Genomic DNA, 17,269 nt, shown 5'->3' with positions numbered 1-17,269 from the left:
TATTTTCATTATTTAACAGAATAATCTTTTAATTTCAAAGGAAAAGAAATACAATATGAGGAAGTATATATAAATAATATGATAGGGGATGCGATATTTTGAATGAAGTAACAGTTTTTATATAAGAAATAATTAGGTAGTCAGAACAGAGAAATTTGGGAGGAAACAAGCGCGATGAAAACACTATTTAAAATAATCGGTATTCTAGCTGGTATGGCGGTAATCGGAGTAGGTTTAACATATGGTATGCTGCATTATTTAAATAATAGTAAACCAGCTGCGAAAAAGGTATCACCAGCTGCTCCAGCAGTAGAAGTATTAGCTGATAGTAACGTAAAAGCAGAAGATGCAAAGCTTTTAGAAAATGGAAATTATTCATTGCCGAATAGTGGTTTTAATAAAAATTTTAAATGGACAGATGAGAACATACAGACAGCATTACATGAAATGGCACATCAAAAAGCGAAAGCTGATCAAAAGTGGGGCTATATTTTTATTACACAAGAGCGGATTGAAAGCTTAATTGATATTGTAAAGAGTAATAATCTTGTGCAGGGAAGTACATATGTAGAAATTTTAGAACGATGGAAACAAGGAAAATATGAAAAGGTTGATGGGGATCACAATAAGATTTGGAAATTACAAAGTGGGAATTTAGGAGAAGGAAAAGGAGTAATGTCGGAAGCTGAGCAAAAAGAATTAATTAATCAAGTGTTTATGAACAAAGGTACATATTCAGGTAGTAAATTAATTGCAGGTGGGGGACAGACTAATAAATAGTATACTAATTAATGAAAGAGAGTAATTGCTTATTAGGCAATTACTCTTTTTCTATGTACATCTTAATATTTTAGTCTCGTTCAAGTAAGGAAAGAAACGACTGTAACACCGGGGAAATCCATCTAGATTTATGATAGATTACATGACTTTGAATAACTGTTGGAGTTTCGATAGGCTGAAAACATAGTTGTTCTTTTTGACAACTTTCTTGTACAACAATATAAGGAAGAATTGAAATGCCTAACTTACACATAACGGATTGTTTAATTACTTCAACATTGGAAGTTTCAAATGTTTTAGCTGGAATATTTCCACTTTGACGTAAAAAACAATCTACCATTGGCCTATAGCCGCAGCTTTGTTCTGTAAAAATGAACTGGGTGTCCTGTAATAACTGGAATGGATTTGTATGTGCAGAGGAATAAGCTGGTAAAATCCATCCAAATGTTTCATTACTAAAAGTACGCGTAATAAAATCATTATGTTCTATACTTTCTCCAATTATGAAGACAACGTCTGTTTCTCCTTCACGTAATTTTTGTAATGCTTGTTCATTTGTGTTTGTTTCAAGTACGATATTTACTTTTGGATTTTTCTGTTTGTAAGTACGTAATAATTGTGGTAATCGGTATACCGCTAATGATTCATTAGATGTAATACTTAATGTACCTTCTAAATAATCTGTATTTTGGGGGATTTCTTGCGCTTTTTCATATATTGAAAGTAATTCTAATGCATAAGGATGAAATTGATGACCTGCTTTTGTAAGTAGCACTTTTTTCCCTAACCGATCGAAAAGAGGAATGTGTAAATCGTTCTCTAAAGCTTTCATATGTGCTGTAACAGTAGATTGCGCATAACCTAGCGCATGCGCAGCCTTAGAAAAATTACCATACTTCACAATGGCGCAAAATGTTTTAACATGTCTCATTTCCATAAGCGATCCCTCTTTTATTATCATGATTTGTGAATGATTATATCATGTATTTTAATTTTCCAAATGATTAAATTCTGTATAAAATGAAATTGTAGAAATATTCATTCAGGTGATATTGGAGGAGAAAAGATGATCAAAAAGGGCTATCATGTAGCTGTTGTTGGGGCTACAGGTGCGGTAGGGCAAAAAATTATTGAACTGTTAGAGAATGAAATGAAGTTTAATATAGTTGAAGTTACATTGCTTTCGTCAAAACGATCCGCTGGTAAGAAAGTAAGATTCAAAGGACGAGAGATAATTATAAAAGAGGCAAAAACAACTAGCTTTGAAGGTGTAGATATTGCCTTTTTTAGCGCTGGGGGAGAAGTATCTAGACAATTTGTAACTCATGCAGTTTCTAGTGGTGCGATTGTAATTGATAACACAAGTGAGTACCGAATGGCACAAGGTGTACCGCTCGTTGTTCCGGAAGTGAATGCGCATACTTTAAAGCAGCATAAAGGTATCATTGCAGTTCCAAATTGTTCAGCATTACAGATGGTAACAGCACTTCAGCCGATTCGAAAATCATTCGGTTTAGAAAGAATTATCGTTTCAACATATCAAGCTGTATCGGGTTCTGGCATTCATGCGATTCATGAATTACAAGAGCAGGCTAAGTCTATGCTTGCTGGTGAAGAAGTGAAAAGTAATATATTACCGGCGAAAAAAGATAAAAAACATTACCCAATAGCGTTTAATGTACTGCCTCAAGTAGATATATTTACAGACAATGATTTTACTTTTGAAGAAGTAAAAATGATTCAAGAAACGAAGAAAATATTAGAAGATGAAAACCTGAAAATGGCAGCTACTTGTGTACGTGTTCCAGTTGTATCAGGACATTCAGAATCGGTTTATATAGAACTGGAAAAAGAAGCAACCGTTGCGGAAATTAAGGAAGTATTAATGGATGCACCAGGTGTTATTTTGCAGGATAACCCTAGTAAACAGCTGTATCCAATGCCATTATATGCAGAAGGGAAAATAGATACATTTGTCGGAAGAATACGTAAAGATCCTGATATGCCAAACGGATTCCACCTCTGGATTGTTTCCGATAACCTATTAAAAGGTGCGGCTTGGAATTCAGTTCAAATCGCAGAGACTTTAGTAGAAAAGGGAATACTTTAATCTAGTTTGAAAAACCGGGGAATCGATAATGATTTTCCGGTTTTTATCCCGCTATTTGCTGGGCAGTAAGACCCCCACTGATTAAAGCTTCACTTTATTTAATAATTGTTTTCTTTATTTCGCCCAACTTTAATTTAAATTAGTCGTTATTGAATTTTTATAAATATCTACTTTATGTGCAGTGAAGCGTAAGGTTTTGGATTCTGCATGAATTGTTAGGTTAATAATAATCGATAACGGCATTTCGACCGTTTTCACAATATCTTCTATAGCACTATAGCAATATACTCATTTTCTACTTCGTTATAATAAACAACAGAACGAATTACTGCCTCGTTATTTTCAATGTCAATTTCACACATCATAGGGGATTTTTCACCATTATGTAAGAATAGTTCGCCTAGTACGATTGAACCGTTTAACTCCTCTGTAAAATTAGTAGTTGCTGCTGGTTTTACCCATGTTTCGTCATGTTCTTCGTTTTCCTCTTCATCTATTGCCCATTCCCATATGGGGTTTTGTTTTAGGTCTTCAATAGTTAATTCATCAATTGGTTTGCAATTGCTCATACATAAATTCTCCTTTTGCTTTGATAAATAAGTTTCTTAATCTCAAAAATTAGATGATTGCTTACGAGTAAGTTCAATATAGTATTTTGCTCATTTGATATTAAACTATTTTATTTTGAAATAAAGCTTCTGTAGCAATATTAACAAAAAAATAATTATTAGTGGAGGTTTTTAAGTGGCATGGAGTTAAGGTAAGGTAGTAAAAAACATCAAGAATGAATGGGATTCATTTGGTACGATATGGATATGTTTAATAAGAGGGGGAATTTGATGTATCAAGTAAAGGGGTATTTTTCATCGCTCAAAGGAAGTCATTATGAAATTGGTAAGCAACAAGGTGAATTTGTGAAACAACATTCTTATCTTATTCCGCAATTTATAGAGCAAGAAAACTTAATATCGCATAACCATTGGACAGAATCTAGAAATATATTAAATCAATATTGTTCTGGAATTAATGAAGAAATTGAAGGTTTTTGTGAAGTGTTAAAAATTCCTTCAAAAAATATGATGTATTACTATCAAACACTATTGAAAGCAGGTTGTAGTCATTGTGCAGTATTACCTAAAAAGACAGATTCAACTCACACTTATGTATTAAGAAATTATGATTTGTCACCAGTAATAGATGATATGCGTTTTTGCTCGACGCATGTTGAAGGTGCGTATGCACATAGTGGCTTTTCTACTCAATATTTTGGTCGAACAGAAGGGGTTAACGAACATGGATTATCTGTTACATTTTCAGCATGTGGTCAACCAGTAGGAAACATTGCAGGTTTAAGAAAGCCAATGGTAAATGGTTTACAGTGTTTTGCGGTAATTCGATTGTTGTTGGAGAAATGTAAAAATGTGCAGGAAGCTAAATCACTAATAGAAGAAATACCAATTGCTAGTAATATTAATTTAATAGTAGCTGATCCTTTAAACGCAGCACATATTGAAATATTTGACGGTCATAAATCCACAACAACGATTGATGGTGACAACCAAGCTTTTATTGTATCAACAAACCATGCAGTTAGTTCATCAATTCAGAAATTAAATAATAGGAAATTAGAACAATCTACAAAGAGATATCATATTTTACATGAGCATTTAAATGGATATGAACAAGTGAGCATAGAGTCTTTAAAAAAGTTAGTAGAAGAAGAATATCCTGATGGACTGACTGTACATAACTATGAAGAATGGTTTGGAACTTTACATTCTGTATTATTCGATTTACATGATCGTACAATGAAGATTTGTTTCGGATCACCACTTTTAAACGACTGGTACTCATTGAAAGTTGGAGGAAGTATGCCGTTTTCTGAGGTGAACGTGAACTTTAAAAATAAAACTTATACTGACTTTTGGAGGGAAGATAAGAATGAATTGATGCCTAAAAGATAAATGAGATAAGCTGATAATGAAGAGAGTGCATTTACACTGGAGGGATTACCAATGCTAAAAGTTATGTTACCATTTATTCTTATCTTTTTTCTTGTCATTGGGATGTATATTGCTTATCAAAAGAGAAAAAAAACCGGGAAAAAAGGATTGAAAAGTGCGTTAACTTCTATTTGCTTCTTTTCACTCGCAATTTTAAATATGTTTGCATATTGGTTTCACTTTGGCGGTGCTTTTACTTGGTTATTTTCAATTGTATTATTGCTAGTTGGTGCATATTTTACTAAATATATTCCAATATCTAAAAAGGTACATTAAAATCTATAAGAGTTTAATATAATGTTTACTTTGTTTTGAAAAGAGATTATTCTACTAGATCGTTGTGAAACGGTTTCATAGGATAATCTCTTTTTTTTAGTTTTGGAAAGAACGTACTGTGCTTTTTAGTTGTTCAATAAATTCTTGAGTTGCAGCACACATATATTTATCTTTTCTATAAATTAACCCTATTTCAATTGTTGGAGTAGGGTTTTCTATTTTAATAGCTTGAATGTTATTATTTTGTAAAAAGTCTATATATGGTTTGGGTAACACTGTAATTCCCATTCCTTTGGAAACCATTTGGATTAAAGATTCCATCGTGCTAATTTCTAAAATTGGTCTTGGTTTAAAGTTGAATTTTTGACAATGAGATGTAATTAGTTCGGTTAAAAAGAAATTTTTAGGTAAAAGAATTAAAGGATAGTTCTGTAATTCAGCAATAGATACATGATTACGTTCAGCTATTCGATGACCAGTGGGCACGACTAATGTAAGATCGCTTTTGTATAGAGGGATAGAGATAATCTCTTTATCTTGCACCGGGAGAAATGTAATTCCAATATCTAGTTCGTTTTGTAATAATTTTTCACGAATATCTCCTGTGCGAAGCCCTAATACAGAAAGCTCTATATTGGGATATAAATTATTGAAATTTAAAATAGTTAGTGGTAGTAAATAATTTACGACGGTTAACAAAGCCCCTATTGTTAAGGAACCTTGCTGTAATCCGTTTAGGTCTTGAATAGCTGAACGAGCTTGTTCGACTTCATGAAAAATGGTTTTACTATGTGATAATAAAATCTTCCCTGCTTCAGTTAAAGATATTTTTTTACCGATTCGATCGAAAAGTGGCATTCCTACTTCATGCTCTAATGCACGTATTTGTTGACTTAGAGAAGGCTGTGAAATATTTAATTTCTCAGCTGCTTTTGTGAAATGTAATTCTTTTGAAACAGCTAAAAAGTATTCAAGTTGTCGTAATTCGATTGGAATCACCTCAAGTATAATAATAGGTTATACCTATCATTATTATATAAATAATTGAATTGAACAATGATTCTAGAGGTTTTATAATCATCTTTATATAACAGAGAGGGTTGTAAAAATTAATTGAGAGAAAATACATGTAACACCTTTAAAGGAGGAAATAGAATGGCTAATGAATATCAATTATTATCTTTAAATATAGGATTACCAAAAGAGGTTACATACGGCGGAAAGGTAATTCATACAGGCATAAATAAGAAACAAGTAAAGGAACCGGTATATTTATCCTTTGTAAAATTTAATGGGGATGGACAAGCTGACTTAGTTCATCATGGAGGAGTAGATAAAGCAGTTTGTGTTTATACTGGTGATCACTATCCATACTGGGAAAAAGAATTGAATCAAGATCTTGTATATGGGGCTTTCGGAGAAAATATAACAGTTAGTGGTATGAGCGAAGAGGATGTTTGTATTGGTGATACGTTTGAGCTAGGACAGGCAATCGTACAGGTAACACAACCAAGGCAACCTTGTTTTAAATTAGCAAAAAAATATAATATTCCAAAGTTACCACTATATTTTCAAGAAACAGGATATACAGGATTTTATTTTCGTGTATTAAAAGAAGGATGGGTATCATCAGTCGACACCTTAAAAAGACTACAGTCTGATCCAAAAGGTGTTTCAGTAGCATTCGCTAACCGTATCATGCATAAGGAAAAACAAAATATTGAAGGGGTAAAAAGGATATTAGAAGTAAATGCACTTTCAAATAGTTGGAGAAAGTCTTTTGAAAAGCGTATAAGTGGAGAAGAAATTAATACGAAGGAAAGACTTGAAGGGATAAAAGAATAAAAATATTTTATTATAAATAGTGTATTTCTATTAGTAAAAGCTAATTAGAAAGCGCTATTTTTATAAAATAAACTAATTAATATCCAAAAATCTTAATATTTTTTTATTCGACTTATTTTCAAATAGTCGAAACATAAAATTAATTAGACTTTTTTTTTATGTTTTATGATAGTATATTGATTGGTAAGACCTCTATTTTTAAGAGTAGGTCATATAAGTATATCTAATTTAATGGAATTTAACATTTGGAGGTACAACATGGGGAATGTTGAAAAATTGGCAAGTCTTCTAATAGAAGAACCGAAAAGAGAGCAGTTATTTCCTTTATTTGAAGAAGTGTTGGGAATTACAACTCAAACATTGAATGATTTTTCGGATAAAGGATATTGGGATGATACATATAAAGCTTTATCATTTTTACAAGAAGATAAAGTGATTGCAAATGTTGCGGCATTTTCACTCCCATTATTAATTAATGGTGAAAAAATAAATGCGGCGGGTATTCAATCAGTAATGACACACCCTAATTTCCGTAGACAAGGGCTAATGACACAATTAATGAGTAAAATGATAGAAGAAATCGATAAGAAATGTGAATGTGCATTATTGTTTACGGAAAAACCTGAACTATATACAGCATTTGGATTTAAAGTTGTGCAGGAATATTTGATGACTATACCATATGATAAAAATATTAATAATAACGATTCACTACTTAAAAAGTTAGATTTCTATAATATAGAGAATAGACAGTTAATACATGAAACTATTGATAGTAGCCAAAGACTTTCAAATAGTTTTTCAACTTTAAACTTCCATCCTTCATTTTATTTGAATATGTATGATTCGGAATGGAATGAGAAATTGTATTATTCAGAGAAACTAGATGCTTTAATCGTTTATGAAGTAGACAATGAAAAGTTGAAATTATTTGGAGTATTTGCGCCAGTACTTCCGGTTTTAGATGAATTATGTGGAGAAATCAATGAAAGGTTTACGGAAATCGAATTTTATTTTTCTCCGGATCAATTAGGGGTTGAGGATGTACAGTTTACAGAATTACAGTCTAGCAAGTATTTAATGGTTCGAAGTGATAAAGAGTTAGATTTTAAAGGTTATAAATTTCCAGTATTAGCGGAGTTTTAAATGTCTATAAATGCTTTATTATGGAGGCGCTATGAATATATCGTATATACCAGAACGTATTGAGCAACTCACTATAATGAATGTACCTGAATACTATAAAATTAATGATAATCATGCGTTTATTGTCCGTTCGAAAGCAGAAACCGATTTTTGGCTTAAAACACATTATGGTTTTGAAGTAATGAATGGTCATGTATTTTATAATGAGATGATGACAGACTTTCAAGCTGAAGTTCAGTTACGTATGAATCCAAATTCAAAATTCGATCAAGCAGGTCTTTTTGTTATGATTTCAGAGAACTGTTGGCTAAAAACATCTTTAGAATATATCCCTGAAGGGCCATCTCACTTAGGTGCTGTCGTAACGAATAATGGATATTCTGACTGGTCAACGCAAGATTATCCAACTGAAGCAGCTAAGCAACAACTTCGTTTTCGAATTATTCGAAAACGCGGTGATTATACAATATATGTGAAAAAGAACCATCAATGGGAACAAATAAGAATCGCTCATTTAATGGAGGATATAGGGAATGGGCCTATTAAAATAGGTTTTTACACGTGTAGTCCTTCTAAAAATAAGGGATTTGAGACTGAGTTTTTAAATTTTACAATTGAAGAAATATAGATGAAAAAACCGTATTCTTTTCATTAAGAATGCGGTTTTTGTATTTACATAATATAAAGCACATTTATTGACCAGAAAGTCATTAATACTTATCATTTAATAATGTTAAATATTAATTTGCATAATATAATAAAAGTAATGAAGAAATTACAAAAAATATCACTTAAATAAGGAGGGATATGAATTATTCAGTGGTAATTTCATGGGAAAAGGAGATTATGTATGAAATCATTTCGTAAGTTATTACAGTATTTAAAACCATACATGTTCTTCGCTATTATTGGACCGCTATTTATGGTACTTGAGGTTGCGATGGACTTAATTCAACCGACTATTATGCAACATATCATTGATGTTGGGATTGCAAATCGGGATTTAAATTATGTAATAAAAATGGGGCTTCTTATGATAGGAGCAGCAGCACTCGGTTTAGTTGGAGGGCTTGGGTGTATGATATATTCTACAAAAGCAGCTGTTAATTTCGCTACTGACATACGAAAAGATGTGTTTGCGAAAATAGAAACATTTTCTAGTAATAATCGTGATTCATTTGGAACAGGTAAATTATTAACGATCGTGACGAATGATATCACTTCCATTCAATCAGCAATGACAATGACATTACGTGTTCTCGTTCGTGGTCCGCTGTTATTTATGGGAAGTATAATTATTGTTTTTGTAACAGCAAGAGAGTTATTTCCAATATTACTTGTAGTTGTTCCGATTTTATTACTTGCGATTATTTTAATTGCAAGCAAAGCAAGTGGTACATTTAAAAAGGTGCAAGAGGCATTGGACAAAGTGAATACAAAGTTACAAGAAAATTTATCTGGTGTACGTGTTATAAAAGCGTATGTAAGACAAAAATATGAAATCGCTCAATTTGGAAGTGTAAATACAAATTTAACGAAGATAAATATTCGAGCTGTGCAACTTATTTCTTTAATGATGCCAATCATTATGCTAGTTGTAAGTGGCGGGATTGTCGCAACATTATGGATTGGTGGAGAAAAAGTATTCAATGGAACGCTTCAAGTAGGAGCGATTTTGGCATTTATTAATTACTTGAATATCATTTTAATGTCACTTATGTCGATTAGCATGGTATTTATTCAAATTGCGCGAGCTTTTCCATCTGCGGATCGTGTACAGCAAGTGTTAAATACCGAGGTTGATATTATAAGCGAAGCGAATGCAATCGAACCTGAGAAAATCGAGGGGAATATCGAATTTAAAAATGTTAGTTATAGCTATACGAAAAATAATGAATACGTTTTAAAAGATATTTCGTTTAGCATACAAAAAGGTGAAAAAGTAGGGATTATTGGATCAACTGGAAGTGGTAAATCTACCTTAGCGAAACTGTTACCACGTCTATATGATGTGGATCAAGGTGAAATATGTATAGATGGAATAGATGTTAAAACATATGATTTGCAAAAACTCCGTGCTTCAATAGGGTTTGTACCTCAGAAGGCTTTGTTGTTCTCAGGTAGTATAGAAGAGAATTTACGTTATGGTAAAGAAAATGCAACACATGATGAGCTGGAAGTAGCAGCTGCATCAGCTTGTGCGACTGAGTTTATTAATAAGCTGGAAGAATCTTATCAATATAATTTAACACAAGGTGCGACAAATCTATCAGGTGGACAAAAACAACGTGTATCAATTGCAAGGGCACTTGTGAGAAAACCACCGATTCTCATATTAGATGATTCTACATCAGCAGTTGATGCAAAATCAGAGGCTACTATTCAAACAGCTTTAAAAACAAAATATAAAGGCACAACGACTTTATTAATTGCGTCCAAAATTTCTTCCATAATGGATGCGGATAAAATACTTGTATTAGATAATGGTGAATTAGTTGGCAATGGTACACATGAACAATTGTTAGAACGAAGTGAGGTTTATCAGGAAATTTATCTTTCCCAAGGTGGTAATTTGCATAAAGAAGGTGGGGAAGAACATGCGTAATTTTCAAGGGCAATTTGCTAATAAAGGTGGACGAAACACACCAAAGATGGGAAAAGCTAAAAATGCCCAAGGAACTGTAATGCGGATATGGAACTATATGGGCTATCAAAAAGCTGCTCTAATGTTTGTTATATTTCTAGTCGTTGTTACTACTTTACTTGGATTATTAGGTCCCTATTTTATGGGAGTCATTATAGATCAATATATTGTACCGAAAGATTTAAGTGGTACAGCAAGAATGTGTATGTTACTTATCGCGATTTACGGTGTAACTGTACTTTTAACATGGTTACAAACATTTGTCATGATTAACGTTGCATTAAAAACAATTCAAAAAATACGACAAGATATTTTTGAGAAAATCCAAACGCTTTCTTTACGGTTCTTTGATGTGCGTTCTCAAGGTGATTTAATGAGCCGTGTGACAAATGATATAGATAATTTGAACCAAGCTTTGACACAAAGTGTTGTACAAATTATTTCATCAGCATTAACTTTTATAGGTGTAACGATTGCAATGTTCGCCTTAAATTGGATTTTAGCAATTGTAACTTTAATTACAGTACCTATTATGTTTTACGTTACAAAAAAACTAGTTGCATATAGTGGTAAAAACTTTGCGAAGCGTCAAAAAGATTTAGGTGAACTAAATGGATTTATTGAGGAAGCAATTACAGGTGCGGATGTTACAACGTTGTATGGAAAAGAAAAAGAAACTGTACAAAATTTCAATAAAATTAATGAACAGCTAAGAGTTTCAGCTACGAAGGCTGATATATTTTCAGCTTTTATTTTTCCAAGTATGAACTTTATTAATAACTTAGGTATGGGGCTTGTCATTGGGACCGGATCAGTTATGGTCTTAAACGGAATGACAACAGTAGGAGTTATTGCGGCTTTTATTAATTATTCTCGTCAATTCTCAAGGCCGCTAAGTCAATTTGCGACTTTAATGAATACAATTCAAGCGGCAGTTGCTGGTGGAGAACGTGTTTTTGAGATTATGGATGAGGTACCAGAAATTCAAAATAAAAAAGACGCATTCGTTGTACAAAATTTACAAGGGCATGTTGCACTTAAGAATGTTTCATTTGGCTACGCAGAAAATAAAACAATTTTAAAAGAAGTGAGTCTTAAAGCGCAGCCAGGAGAGACAATTGCTTTAGTTGGTCCGACTGGATCAGGGAAAACAACAATCATTAATTTGTTAACTCGCTTTTACGATATACAGCAAGGACAAATTCATATTGATGGAAAAGATATAAAAGATTATGATATTAATTCTTTACGAAGTAAAATAGGAGTAGTTTTACAGGATACGTATTTATTTGCTGGTTCGATTATGGATAATATCCGTTATGGACGCTTAGATGCTACTGATGAAGAAGTTATCACTGCAGCTAAGGCAGCATCTGCACATTCTTTTATTAAGCATTTGCCAAATCAATATGAAACAGAAATTGCTTCAGAAGGATCGAATTTAAGTCAAGGGCAAAAACAACTTCTTGCGATTGCACGAGCAATTTTAGCAGATGCAGATATATTAATTCTAGATGAAGCGACATCTAATATTGACACAAGAACAGAATTACAAATACAAGCAGGACTAAATAATTTAATGAGAGGTCGCACAAGTTTTGTGATTGCTCATCGACTTAAAACAATTGAAAAAGCAGATCAAATCCTTGTTATAAAGGATGGAAGAATTTTAGAAAGAGGGAATCATGAATCTCTCATGGAAGATAAAGGATTCTACTTTGATTTGTATACGAGCCAGTTTAAAATATAGTAAAAGCATTGATATGTTGCGGTTTCTCTTGAGAGGAGAAACCGCATTTTTTTATATTTGGAAATATTATTCTAATGGTCTTTCAATACATAGTTTAACAGCATCCGCCTGCATTCCAGGTAAAACATGTGAATAGCGATTTAATATTATGAACATATCTTTATGACAGAAGTGTTCACTTGCAGTCTTTAGATGTATATCTTGTTTCAAAAGTAGTATAGCATGTGTATAACGTAAAGCATAAAATCGAACTTTAAAAATTGGAATTTAAATAAAAAGAGGGCTGTTAAAAGCGCTCTGAGACAAACTATATATTTAGAGAGGAATCAAGATAATATATGGATATTGTTTGAGAATGTTGTAGGTTTTAATTAAAAATAAAGCACACATATAAGTGTGCTTTTATGAACGCTTTAGATTTGTATGACTATATAGTCAACATACAATAAAATATGCTTGTTTGATATAAATGTGTGTCAAATCTATAAAAATATATTTTAGTGTGTATAAGGAACATTAAATGTTAGTTAGCCAAGTCTTTTGTTTTTATCCCGCATTAACGGGCAACCCAATTGGTGAGGGCTAATAATCATGGAGGGATGAACTAAACCCCAATGATTAAAGCTTCACTTTATTAACGAATTTGCGCAACTGTTAACGCTGCAGAACGAATATCTACTGTACCTATTACTTCAACGGGGACAATTTGAATTAAATCACCTGGGTTTAAGTTAATTAGAATGACGCCACTTGATACATCGACTTCACCAGTTCCGATAATATTAGAACGGACTGCGGTTCCGGATCCTGCAATAACATTAGTCGATGAATTTAATGTCAAGAAAAAGCGTGCTGCTTCTGGGGCTACTGGAACGTTATCAAGACTAATCGTTAATGTATAGCTAATTTGATAAATACCAGCTACTTGAATTTTAATACCAGTTCCAGTACTAATTGTATCATTGATTACAGGGACAGTAATGTTAGGATTTGGGCCTGTACTAGGTAATAGTAGTGGTGTAAATAATGTTGCAAATTGAGGTGAAGTAGCATTGAAGGCAAAACCTAGGGCAGGTAGTGTACTAGGTGCTTGTGCTTCACAATTAAAATTAGTGAATTTACGAATGGATGAGCGCATATTTTCACTCCTTTCTTGTATTTAGATTGTGTGAGTATTAACTTCACATTTTGGACAAGCATAATACAATATATGAAAATTTATAGTAGATAGTGCACAAGCGTTACTATTATGGATAGAGCTATGAATAATAAATACAATATCGAAAAAGCAGTTAGCTAATTTAGCTAACTGCTTAGTAGGTTCTCCAAGAGCAAATAGGCGAAAAAATATTGTGCTATATAAAAGATCACTATAGATAAGTGCTCTTTTTGAGAGTGAGTATAAATTTCTATTATTCTATTTAGTATATGCACTTGTATTATGTAGTTGCTACTAAAATTGATGTAAATTTTTAAAATTAGAGGTTTCTTTTAATGAAACCTCTAAAAAGACAACTAAAGTTACGTTATAGTAAATTCAATTGCGATAGGAGTGCCTCCATCTAGGACTGCTCCTCCTACAATAGTAGCAGCTGTAGTAGTCACACCAGTAATAGTATCACCTGTTTGAATAACACCATTAATATAAAGTGTTAAAAAGGCATAAGAAGCAGGGAATGTTGTTACAGCACCAGTGTCATCAGTGAAGTCTGTGTTAGCAAAAGTTAAATCTGCTCCAGCAGCAGTTCCTGTTGCTGCTGTGCTTACAAATCGTCTTCCAGCTATAAAAGGTTTAACGATAGGCATTTATGTTCACCCCTTTTTGAAAATTAACTCGGACAAGTGTTTTGAAAGTTTTGTCCTGTATCGTATAATATGCTGTGCTTCTACTAAGAGATACGGCTTGTATACTAGTAAATAAGTATAATTATTATGCGTTTTATAAGTTAGGTTCTTATAAGTAATTAAGTGGTTAAGGTTGGATTTTGTATATGGTATGTTTATGTAAAAAAAGAGAGCTCTTTTAGAAAGAGCTCTTAATCAAATTATTATCTTAGTGTTGGAGGGAGACTGGCGGCCTCAGTGACAGATGGTAAAAATAATTTCCGTGGTATTGTAATAAATTCAAGCGCAATTTGCTTTGGATAAAAAAGTATTTGAGTTAAATCTAGAGCATGTATTAATAGTATCATGAAGCTTGTAAGAATGATAAAACTACCCCAAAAGAAACTTTTTGAAGTGTTGCGAAAATCTTTTATTAAAGAAAAGAATGAAAAAAATGCGGTAACAATGAGAATGAAAAATTTATACTTATCAGCCATTGTAATCCTCCTAAAGAACAGTAATTTATATTATACCGTATTTTTCAATATTATTATAAAAAGATTTTAAAGTGAATAATAAAAAAAAATAAAGCCATAACTTAAAACATTAGTTTAGGTTCTATTGTTTGAATTCTTTGTTTTAGAAGGTATATAATCTGAATTTGAAAATTTTCCAAATGAATTACCATTTTTTATTTCTGATCCAACATCAAGTGCTGAATGAAATGGTATGAAAGATTATAGGCTAGTGATACGAGATTAAATAAGAGGAATTTGCGTGCAGCAAGAGTTCTAGCTCAGATTTCTACTAGAGAAAAGTATTTAGTTGGAGTTGGTATGTTAATAAAAAACGGATAGATGTCGAAACTAAATATTCATGACATTAAGGACAAAGATCAGGAAATATAATTTGGTATTCTGGGAATAACCGGAGATCCGTAGTTAAGGTTGCATAGTATTTGTATTTTTTTTCTAATTTTTCAATTGTTGTTAAGTGATGAGAACCTAATCCACGTCGTACACTATGTTGAGAAAGAGTCGGCCCAATTTGTAATTTTCGTTTTTTCATTGGATCGTTCCATGGACTGTAAAAAAATTTAAAAATAAAAGCAGGTTCCATGTAAATGCTATAAGGATAATGCGAACCATGTCTCCCGACTCTATAGTTCCCGTGCGAATTATTGTGAATTAATCTACCGTTAAGATATAGTTGATTTGGATTAGGTTGAATTATTATGCCGTGATAACGTTGTTTAACAAGCGGAGAACTATATCTTGGATTAGTGTAGCCATAAGTCGGTTCATCAATCATCATAATCATTCTTATTGAAAACATATTGCCGCCCATAGTGCTAAGTGATTTAAAAAATTGTTCTTTATTATAACAGCACAGGAATTCTGTCGTATTCAATACCATTTTCCATCCTGTAATTTCTCTTTCAATTTCCATAACTTCTTGATCAACTAAATAAGCATCAAATTCGAGTGATTTTGAGTTTCGTATTTCCCAATTAGGAGCGAATGTTTTACAGATTTCAACTGAACGATCAGTGGATCCACGATTAATAAGAATGCCATGATCAAATAGCTTTGTATGGTGCATTAACCACCATGGAAGTAAATATTCTTCATTGTAAAAATGAGAAATTAAAGTAGTCTTAATCAAAATCACCTCCGTATTTAACCTGCTTCTTATTTAATATGATATGGAAGGAAACCTATTGTTAGAAGGTTTCCTCTTAAAAGTTTTAAACCACATAGGGTATGTGGATGGATTAGTATATAAAGTAGTCTGATTTTTATTTTTTGAATATAAAAAAAGACACTCAATTGAGTGTCAATATAGTATTGCTCTCGCGTATAGGATTGGAGATGTTCCTCAAATACATATTGAGATGGTCTGTAAAGAAGAAACAATCTTCATCTTTAATGTAACATCGACATGGGTGAGTGTAAATTGATAATATATATACGGAAAATTTAGTATAGATGTTTTCTACTATGGATATAGTAAAATTTATTTTTATTACTTAATCACTATCGTAATATTTATCAATTGAGTATTTAGATTGTTTATTATAAAAACAATGAATCATTTTTTTAATCAATTCGTATAATTGTAAGAGAGGCACCTGTTGATCCGCCTCCAACTAAATTCACGACGGATAATATACCAAATAATTGTAGTGAGATTGTATTACCAGCATTTAAATTAGTAATTAAGTTATTACTATAATTTGAAGTGGATAAAGCGGGAGAAAAAATAGAGCCAGGAATTGGCGTAGAAGCGTTTAATAGTAGTCTAGTTCCAGCAAGTAGAGCGGTTGTCGTATTAACTTGATAGGTTAAATGATATCTTCCAGTTACAGGAATTGTAAATACGTCATTTGAAGCGTTAACTGTAAAATTACCGAGACTTTGGTTATTTGCCAGTGGAATGTTTGTTCCTCCTAATACGACTGAAACAGAACCACCTGATGTATTATTAGCGAACATAGAGTTTGTTGTAACGATTGAACCAGTACTTCCGGTAGGTCCAGTACTTCCGGTAGGCCCAGTACTCCCGGTAGGTCCAGTACTTCCAGTAGATCCAGTATTCCCGGTAGGCCCCGTAAGCCTGTAAGGGAAAATAATGTCAAGAGCCATTGACATTAGTTCCTTTTTTCTAATTTCATTATTATCTTGAATATAAATCACCTCATCTTTTTAAATAAGAATGTTATAGATTTACTACTTTTTAAATAGAATGATCAATTTATTATATTAATAATAGTGGCTATAGCAACGGTAAAATGTTTAATACATGTAATAATTATTATGAGAAGAAAAGAGAATAGTTATAAAGTTATTCTTTAATGATAAGGTCTAAATGATATGTATGAGTTAAAAAAC

The 17,269-nt window shown here is 32.3% G+C and carries 16 protein-coding genes and 1 pseudogene; 9 read left to right on the top strand and 8 right to left on the bottom strand.

The features are described from left to right. The first annotated feature begins 174 nt into the window (after positions 1–174). Positions 175–780, top strand: coding sequence for a PRK06770 family protein (locus tag EBQ15_RS08875; protein ID WP_000853594.1), 606 nt, complete (start codon positions 175–177; stop codon positions 778–780). Positions 781–850: 70 nt separating this feature from the next. Here the strand turns inward: EBQ15_RS08875 and EBQ15_RS08870 are convergent, their stop codons facing one another. Continuing rightward, entirely contained in the window at positions 851–1,717 is an 867-nt protein-coding gene (locus tag EBQ15_RS08870; RefSeq protein WP_000425900.1) for a LysR family transcriptional regulator, read from the bottom strand. A 129-nt stretch (positions 1,718–1,846) separates the two neighbouring features. Here EBQ15_RS08870 and EBQ15_RS08865 point away from each other — a divergent pair, with 129 nt between their 5' ends. Further along, positions 1,847–2,890, top strand: a complete 1,044-nt coding sequence (locus EBQ15_RS08865; protein ID WP_000591703.1) for an aspartate-semialdehyde dehydrogenase — start codon at positions 1,847–1,849, stop codon at positions 2,888–2,890. A 129-nt stretch (positions 2,891–3,019) separates the two neighbouring features. Here EBQ15_RS08865 and EBQ15_RS08860 read toward each other — a convergent pair. Beyond that, positions 3,020–3,459: pseudogene (locus EBQ15_RS08860) on the bottom strand (hypothetical protein). 270 nt (positions 3,460–3,729) lie between these two features. Between EBQ15_RS08860 and EBQ15_RS08855 the strand changes: the two are divergent. Continuing rightward, the gene (locus tag EBQ15_RS08855) at positions 3,730–4,854 is read left to right on the top strand and encodes a C45 family autoproteolytic acyltransferase/hydrolase (protein WP_000285221.1); all 1,125 of its coding nucleotides are present in this window, start codon (positions 3,730–3,732) and stop codon (positions 4,852–4,854) included. 51 nt (positions 4,855–4,905) lie between these two features. After that, positions 4,906–5,169, top strand: a complete 264-nt coding sequence (locus EBQ15_RS08850; RefSeq protein ID WP_000921853.1) for a hypothetical protein — start codon at positions 4,906–4,908, stop codon at positions 5,167–5,169. A gap of 96 nt (positions 5,170–5,265) precedes the next feature. Here the strand turns inward: EBQ15_RS08850 and EBQ15_RS08845 are convergent, their stop codons facing one another. Next, positions 5,266–6,168 carry a LysR family transcriptional regulator gene (locus tag EBQ15_RS08845; RefSeq protein WP_000612235.1) on the bottom strand — a complete coding sequence of 301 codons (903 nt, stop codon included), beginning with the start codon at positions 6,166–6,168 and terminating at the stop codon, positions 5,266–5,268. Positions 6,169–6,324: 156 nt separating this feature from the next. On the opposite strand from EBQ15_RS08845, the gene EBQ15_RS08840 reads away from it, so the two are divergent. The 5 genes from EBQ15_RS08840 to EBQ15_RS08820 all read left to right on the top strand — a co-directional run bounded on the left by EBQ15_RS08840 (position 6,325) and on the right by EBQ15_RS08820 (position 12,554). Continuing rightward, positions 6,325–7,014 carry an MOSC domain-containing protein gene (locus EBQ15_RS08840; protein WP_001262998.1) on the top strand — a complete coding sequence of 230 codons (690 nt, stop codon included), beginning with the start codon at positions 6,325–6,327 and terminating at the stop codon, positions 7,012–7,014. A gap of 258 nt (positions 7,015–7,272) precedes the next feature. After that, positions 7,273–8,160 carry a GNAT family N-acetyltransferase gene (locus EBQ15_RS08835; protein ID WP_000528679.1) on the top strand — a complete coding sequence of 296 codons (888 nt, stop codon included), beginning with the start codon at positions 7,273–7,275 and terminating at the stop codon, positions 8,158–8,160. Positions 8,161–8,191: 31 nt separating this feature from the next. Continuing rightward, the gene (locus tag EBQ15_RS08830) at positions 8,192–8,788 is read left to right on the top strand and encodes a DUF1349 domain-containing protein (RefSeq protein ID WP_001027680.1); all 597 of its coding nucleotides are present in this window, start codon (positions 8,192–8,194) and stop codon (positions 8,786–8,788) included. Between the two features lie 222 nt (positions 8,789–9,010). Next, a complete protein-coding gene (locus tag EBQ15_RS08825) occupies positions 9,011–10,765 on the top strand; it encodes an ABC transporter ATP-binding protein (RefSeq protein WP_000834760.1) in 1,755 nt (584 codons plus the stop codon). Next, positions 10,758–12,554, top strand: coding sequence for an ABC transporter ATP-binding protein (locus EBQ15_RS08820; protein WP_001243551.1), 1,797 nt, complete (start codon positions 10,758–10,760; stop codon positions 12,552–12,554). The genes EBQ15_RS08825 and EBQ15_RS08820 overlap by 8 nt, the downstream gene beginning before the upstream one ends. A gap of 634 nt (positions 12,555–13,188) precedes the next feature. Here the strand turns inward: EBQ15_RS08820 and exsF are convergent. The 5 genes from exsF to EBQ15_RS08790 all read right to left on the bottom strand — a co-directional run bounded on the left by exsF (position 13,189) and on the right by EBQ15_RS08790 (position 17,074). Beyond that, on the bottom strand, positions 13,189–13,692 hold the full coding sequence (exsF, locus tag EBQ15_RS08810; protein WP_001257881.1) for an exosporium protein ExsF: 504 nt from the start codon (positions 13,690–13,692) through the stop codon (positions 13,189–13,191). Between the two features lie 383 nt (positions 13,693–14,075). Further along, positions 14,076–14,360, bottom strand: coding sequence for a DUF4183 domain-containing protein (locus EBQ15_RS08805; protein ID WP_001123247.1), 285 nt, complete (start codon positions 14,358–14,360; stop codon positions 14,076–14,078). Between the two features lie 242 nt (positions 14,361–14,602). Further along, a complete protein-coding gene (locus tag EBQ15_RS08800) occupies positions 14,603–14,875 on the bottom strand; it encodes a hypothetical protein (RefSeq protein WP_000774116.1) in 273 nt (90 codons plus the stop codon). A 385-nt stretch (positions 14,876–15,260) separates the two neighbouring features. Then, entirely contained in the window at positions 15,261–16,043 is a 783-nt protein-coding gene (locus tag EBQ15_RS08795) for a glycosyltransferase family 2 protein (protein ID WP_000598287.1), read from the bottom strand. A gap of 434 nt (positions 16,044–16,477) precedes the next feature. Beyond that, positions 16,478–17,074 carry a BclA C-terminal domain-containing protein gene (locus tag EBQ15_RS08790; RefSeq protein ID WP_001999784.1) on the bottom strand — a complete coding sequence of 199 codons (597 nt, stop codon included), beginning with the start codon at positions 17,072–17,074 and terminating at the stop codon, positions 16,478–16,480. Between the last annotated feature and the right edge of the window lie 195 nt (positions 17,075–17,269).

It is taken from the genome of Bacillus sp. 2D03 (assembly GCF_003946765.1).
Taxonomy (GTDB): domain Bacteria; phylum Bacillota; class Bacilli; order Bacillales; family Bacillaceae_G; genus Bacillus_A; species Bacillus_A cereus.
This window is presented reverse-complemented; position numbering and strand designations above follow the sequence as displayed.

Coding starts and splice junctions, on each gene's coding strand:
- EBQ15_RS08835 (WP_000528679.1), top strand. CDS start 7,273: ATGGGGAATGTTGAAAAATTGGCAAGTCTTCTAATAGAAGAACCGAAA.
- EBQ15_RS08800 (WP_000774116.1), bottom strand. CDS start 14,875: ATGGCTGATAAGTATAAATTTTTCATTCTCATTGTTACCGCATTTTTT.
- EBQ15_RS08855 (WP_000285221.1), top strand. CDS start 3,730: ATGTATCAAGTAAAGGGGTATTTTTCATCGCTCAAAGGAAGTCATTAT.
- EBQ15_RS08840 (WP_001262998.1), top strand. CDS start 6,325: ATGGCTAATGAATATCAATTATTATCTTTAAATATAGGATTACCAAAA.
- EBQ15_RS08850 (WP_000921853.1), top strand. CDS start 4,906: ATGCTAAAAGTTATGTTACCATTTATTCTTATCTTTTTTCTTGTCATT.
- EBQ15_RS08805 (WP_001123247.1), bottom strand. CDS start 14,360: ATGCCTATCGTTAAACCTTTTATAGCTGGAAGACGATTTGTAAGCACA.
- EBQ15_RS08820 (WP_001243551.1), top strand. CDS start 10,758: ATGCGTAATTTTCAAGGGCAATTTGCTAATAAAGGTGGACGAAACACA.
- EBQ15_RS08865 (WP_000591703.1), top strand. CDS start 1,847: ATGATCAAAAAGGGCTATCATGTAGCTGTTGTTGGGGCTACAGGTGCG.
- EBQ15_RS08870 (WP_000425900.1), bottom strand. CDS start 1,717: ATGGAAATGAGACATGTTAAAACATTTTGCGCCATTGTGAAGTATGGT.
- EBQ15_RS08875 (WP_000853594.1), top strand. CDS start 175: ATGAAAACACTATTTAAAATAATCGGTATTCTAGCTGGTATGGCGGTA.
- exsF (WP_001257881.1), bottom strand. CDS start 13,692: ATGCGCTCATCCATTCGTAAATTCACTAATTTTAATTGTGAAGCACAA.
- EBQ15_RS08825 (WP_000834760.1), top strand. CDS start 9,011: ATGAAATCATTTCGTAAGTTATTACAGTATTTAAAACCATACATGTTC.
- EBQ15_RS08830 (WP_001027680.1), top strand. CDS start 8,192: ATGAATATATCGTATATACCAGAACGTATTGAGCAACTCACTATAATG.